At 72.5% G+C, this 4,262-nt stretch carries 6 protein-coding genes; 2 read left to right on the forward strand and 4 right to left on the reverse strand.

Translation table 11 applies throughout. The features are described 5' to 3' along the window. Positions 1-55 precede the first annotated feature (55 nt). Entirely contained in the window at positions 56-676 is a 621-nt protein-coding gene (locus C667_RS20730; RefSeq protein WP_004381591.1) for a hypothetical protein, read from the reverse strand. Between the two features lie 84 nt (positions 677-760). Between C667_RS20730 and mpl the strand changes: the two genes are divergently transcribed. Then, positions 761-2,107: a UDP-N-acetylmuramate:L-alanyl-gamma-D-glutamyl-meso-diaminopimelate ligase gene (gene mpl / locus C667_RS20735; protein ID WP_004381592.1), complete on the forward strand. Its 1,347-nt coding sequence runs from the start codon at positions 761-763 to the stop codon at positions 2,105-2,107. A 61-nt stretch (positions 2,108-2,168) separates the two neighbouring features. On the opposite strand, the gene C667_RS20740 is transcribed toward mpl, so the two are convergent. From C667_RS20740 to C667_RS20750, 3 genes are read right to left on the reverse strand one after another with little or no spacing between them, the layout of a single operon-like run. Beyond that, entirely contained in the window at positions 2,169-2,828 is a 660-nt protein-coding gene (locus C667_RS20740; RefSeq protein ID WP_004381593.1) for a BON domain-containing protein, read from the reverse strand. Then, positions 2,828-3,421: an SIS domain-containing protein gene (locus C667_RS20745; protein WP_004381594.1), complete on the reverse strand. Its 594-nt coding sequence runs from the start codon at positions 3,419-3,421 to the stop codon at positions 2,828-2,830. The genes C667_RS20740 and C667_RS20745 overlap by 1 nt, the downstream gene beginning before the upstream one ends. A 44-nt stretch (positions 3,422-3,465) precedes the next feature. Beyond that, positions 3,466-3,918 (reverse strand): YraN family protein, encoded by a 453-nt coding sequence (locus C667_RS20750; RefSeq protein ID WP_004381595.1) that lies wholly within the window; start codon positions 3,916-3,918, stop codon positions 3,466-3,468. Between C667_RS20750 and C667_RS20755 the strand changes: the two genes are divergently transcribed. Then, positions 3,917-4,262, forward strand: a 346-nt coding sequence (locus C667_RS20755; RefSeq protein ID WP_245538520.1) for an SAM-dependent methyltransferase, incomplete at its 3' end; no start/stop codon positions are given. The genes C667_RS20750 and C667_RS20755 overlap by 2 nt on opposite strands.

The raw sequence follows: 4,262 nt of genomic DNA on the forward strand, positions 1-4,262 counted from the left end.
CGCCCCCCGCCGCAAGCCGCGCGAGGCTGCGCGACCGCTGCAGCGCGGCGTACGTTCAGGGCGCGGACGGGTGTGGAGCGATTGCGCTCTGCGCCGCGGCGACGAGCGCCTCCACCTGGGCGAGGCGGGCGCGGTCCTGGCCGCGGCGCGGGCTGCGCTCGGCGGCGGAAGGATAGATCGACACCTTCACCGGCACGTCGTCCCAGTCGAAGCCGAGGATGGCCTCGGGAGCGTGCGGCGCGGGGCGGCGCGGCTCGCGGTGCTCGTAGGCGAAGTCCTGGTTGAGGAAGAAGATCTCGACGTCCTTGGTGCTCTCGGGGAAGAGCTCGATCTCGAGTTCGGAATAGCGCCCCGCGGTGCCGTCGAGCGCGCCGCCGGTGAGGTAGGGGCGGAAGTCGGCGAGCAGGCGCATGACCTCGATCGCCGCGCTGCGCATCTCGAGCAGGCGCTGCGGCTGCTCCTCGTCCTGGTAGATCGCCAGCCAGGCGCGCAGCTCGGCCTCGATCTCGGTATTGTTGGGCAGGGCGTCGGCGTCGGTGGCGCCGAGCTGTTTCGCCGCCTTGCGCTTGGCGAAGCCGAAGTCGCTGATGCCGTCCTCGGCCATCATGCGCGCGGCGAGCGCGGCGATCTCGCGCCGCAGGCCGCCGCTGCGGGAAACGTGGGCGTGTGAGGGCATGGTGGGCCTCGGGTAGAATGCGCGCCCATTGTAATACAGCCCCGGTTGCGGCCGGATGAAGGCTTAGCGGAGCGCGAACCCCCCATGCACATCCATATCCTCGGCATCTGCGGCACCTTCATGGGCGGCGTCGCGCTGCTCGCGCGCGCAGCCGGTCACACCGTCACCGGCTGCGACGCCAACGTGTATCCGCCGATGAGCACCCAGCTCGAGCAGCAGGGTATCGGCCTGATCGAAGGCTACGACACCAGCCAGCTCGACCTGGAGCCCGATGTGTACGTGGTCGGCAACGCGGTGTCGCGCGGCAACCCGCTGCTCGAGGCGATTCTCGACCGCGGCCTGCCCTACGTGTCCGGGCCGCAGTGGCTCGCCGAGCACGTGCTCGCCGGGCGCTGGGTGCTGGCGGTGGCCGGCACCCACGGCAAGACCACCACGACCTCGCTGCTCGCCTGGATGCTGGAGGACGCGGGCCTGTCGCCGTCCTTCCTGGTCGGCGGCGTGCCGCAGAACTTCGGCGTGTCCGCGCGCCTGACCGAGTCGCCCTTCTTCGTGATCGAGGCCGACGAGTACGACACCGCGTTCTGCGACAAGCGCTCGAAGTTCGTGCATTACCGGCCGCGCACCGCGATCCTCAACAACCTCGAGTTCGACCACGCCGACATCTTCGCCGACCTCGGCGCGATCGAGACCCAGTTCCACCACCTGGTGCGCACCATCCCGGCGAGCGGCCGCATCGTTGCCAACGCGCACGAGGACAGCCTGCGGCGCGTCGTCGAGCGCGGCTGCTGGTCGGAACTGGAATGGTTCGGTGGCGACGGCCGGTGGACGGTGGCGACCGGGGCGGACGAGGCCGAGGCGGTGTTCCGCCTCGACGGTGTCGAGCAGGGCCGCGTGCGCATGCCGCTCGCCGGCAGCCACAACCGCGCCAACGCGCTCGCCGCGATTGCCGCCGCGCGTCACGTCGGCGTCACCCCGGCGCAGGCGATCGCCAGCCTCGGGCGCTTCGCCGGCATCAAGCGTCGACTGGAGCTGCGCGGCACGGTGCGCGGGGTGAGCGTCTACGACGACTTCGCCCATCACCCGACCGCGATCGCGCTCACCGTCGGCGGCCTGCGCCGGCGCGAGCCGCAGGGCCGCATCCTGGCGGTGCTCGAGCCGCGCTCGAACACCATGAAGCTGGGGGTCATGAAGGCGCAGCTGCCGTCCAGTCTCGCCGAGGCCGACCTGGTCTTCTGTCATGCGCACGGGCTGGGCTGGGACGCCGCCGCGGCGCTTGCCCCGATGGGCGCGCGCGCGCGCAGCTACGATCGCCTGGACGCGCTGGTGGCCGACGTGGTCGCAGCGGCACGGGCGGGCGATCACGTGCTGGTGATGAGCAACGGCGGCTTCGGCGGCGTGCACCAGAAGCTGCTCGACGCGCTCGGCGCGTAGTCCGGACCGCCGGCGGCGCGTCCGCGGGGACGCCGCCGCCAGGGTGGCCGCCCAGGGAGGCTCAGTTGCGGCGGGCGCCGGTCGGGTTGTCGAGGCGGCGCGCTTCCTCGTCGCTGATGTACTCGAACACCCGCACCACCTTGCGCACGCCCTGGCTGGTGCGCGCGACCTCGGCGGCCGCGTCGGCCTCGCTGCGGGTGACGATGCCGAGCAGGAAGACGACGTTGGCCTCGGTCACGACCTTGATGTTGTGGGCCGTGACGGTGCCTGCGTCGATCATGCGCGCCTTGACGTTGGAGGTGATCAGCGTGTCGTTGCCGCGCGCGGTGAGGTTGGAGTTGGGCGCGATCGCCACCTCATTCACCACGCCGCGCACGTGCTCGACGCCGGCGACGATGCCGTCGAGCTGGCCGCGCACGGTCTCGCTGGGCGCCTCGCCGGTGAGCAGCACGTTGCGGTTGTAGGACGTGACGTTGACATGCACGCCGTCGCCGAAGCGCTCGCGGATGCGTGCCGCCACCTTCCACTCGATGCCTTCGTCCTCGACGTAGGTGCCGCTGGTGCGACGGTCGGAGACCATCGCCGCGCCGGCGCCGACGCCGGTGGCGACGACCGGGAAGCAGCCCTGCAGCAGCGGCAGCGCGATGGCCGCGGAAAGGCCCAGGAGGAGGGCGCGCCGGCTGGACTTCGCCGGTCTGTCGGGGTGTTGGGGTTGGGTCATCAGTCTTCCACTCCGAGTAAGAGGCAGTCGATACCGTCGCACAGGCAGTGCAGGATCAGCAAGTGGATTTCCCTGATCCGGGCAATCCGCTCGGCCGGCGCGCACAGCAGGATGTCGGCGGGGGCGAGCGCGTCGGCGGTGCGTCCGCCGCCTGCGCCGGTCAGTGCGATCACCCGCATGTCGCGCTCGTGGGCGGCGCGGATGGCGTCGAGCACGCGCGCCGAGTCGGGGTTGGCGGACAGGGTCAGCAGGATGTCGCCGGGCTGGCCGAAGGCGGCGATCTGGCGGGCGAACAAGGCCTGGGTGTCGGGGTCGCCGGCCACCGGTGCGAGGCTGGAGCTGTCGGCGCTGAGCGCCATCGCGGCGAGCGCCGGGCGCTCGAGCTCGAAGCCGTTCACCAGCTGCGCGGCGAAGCGGCGCGCGTCGCCTGCCGAGCCGCTGCTGCCGCACACCAGCACCTTGCCGCTGTCGAGCAGGCTGGCGGTGATCAGCTCGACCGCGCCGGCGATCGGCGCTGCGAGCAGCTCGAGCGCCTCGAGCGAGGCGCGCATGTTGTCTTCGAACTGGTGCGAGATGCGGTCGATCAGGTTCATGCGGCAAGCGGCGTCTGCGGGGCGGCAGAGTCTAGCACGCGCTCTCAGCCGGCATCGAAGGCGCCGGGGAGCCAGGTGACGCGCGCCGGGTCGAGGGCGTCGAGCAGCACCGCGTCGAAGCGGCACGGCGCGTCGCGAAAGCGCCGCCCCGCGCCGCCCAGCCACCACTGCGCGGCGATCAGCACGCGGCGCTGCTTGGCCGCGGTGATGCTCTCCGCGGCGCCGCCGAAGCGGCCATTGCTGCGCAGGCGCACCTCGACGAAGACGACGTGGCTGCGGTCGAGGCAGACCAGGTCGACCTCGCCGCCGCGGCAGCGCACGTTGCGCGCGATCACGCGCAGGCCGTGGGCGGCGAGGTGCTCGGCGGCGAGCGCCTCGGCCGCGGCGCCGCGTGCTTGCGCCGGCGTCGGGCGTGCGCCGATACTGTCCTCCCCCGCGTGCGCGCCCTGGGCGTCCTCGCCCGCGCTGCGCGTCCAGCCTCCGGATCTGCCACCCATGACTGCCTCCGCTCCCCTGCCCGATCGTTCGCTCTCCAGCACGCCGTCATTGTATGTGGTGGCGACGCCGCTCGGGAACCTGCATGACATCACGCTGCGCGCGCTCGCCGTCCTCGCCGCGGTCGATGTGGTCGCGGCCGAGGACACGCGCCACAGCCAGCGCCTGCTCGATGCGCACGGCATCCGCGCGCGCATGCTCGCGGTGCACCAGCACAACGAGCAGGAGGCTGCCGGGGCGATCGTCGCCGAGCTCGCCGCCGGCCGCCAGGTCGCGCTGATCACCGACGCCGGCACGCCGGCGGTGTCGGACCCGGGCGCCCGCCTGGTGGCGCGGGTGCGCGCTG

It is taken from the genome of Thauera phenylacetica B4P, assembly GCF_000310225.1.
Lineage (GTDB): Bacteria > Pseudomonadota > Gammaproteobacteria > Burkholderiales > Rhodocyclaceae > Thauera > Thauera phenylacetica.

Coding starts and splice junctions, on each gene's coding strand:
- C667_RS20740 (WP_004381593.1), bottom strand. CDS start 2,828: ATGACCCAACCCCAACACCCCGACAGACCGGCGAAGTCCAGCCGGCGC.
- C667_RS20745 (WP_004381594.1), bottom strand. CDS start 3,421: ATGAACCTGATCGACCGCATCTCGCACCAGTTCGAAGACAACATGCGC.
- mpl (WP_004381592.1), top strand. CDS start 761: ATGCACATCCATATCCTCGGCATCTGCGGCACCTTCATGGGCGGCGTC.
- C667_RS20750 (WP_004381595.1), bottom strand. CDS start 3,918: ATGGGTGGCAGATCCGGAGGCTGGACGCGCAGCGCGGGCGAGGACGCC.
- C667_RS20730 (WP_004381591.1), bottom strand. CDS start 676: ATGCCCTCACACGCCCACGTTTCCCGCAGCGGCGGCCTGCGGCGCGAG.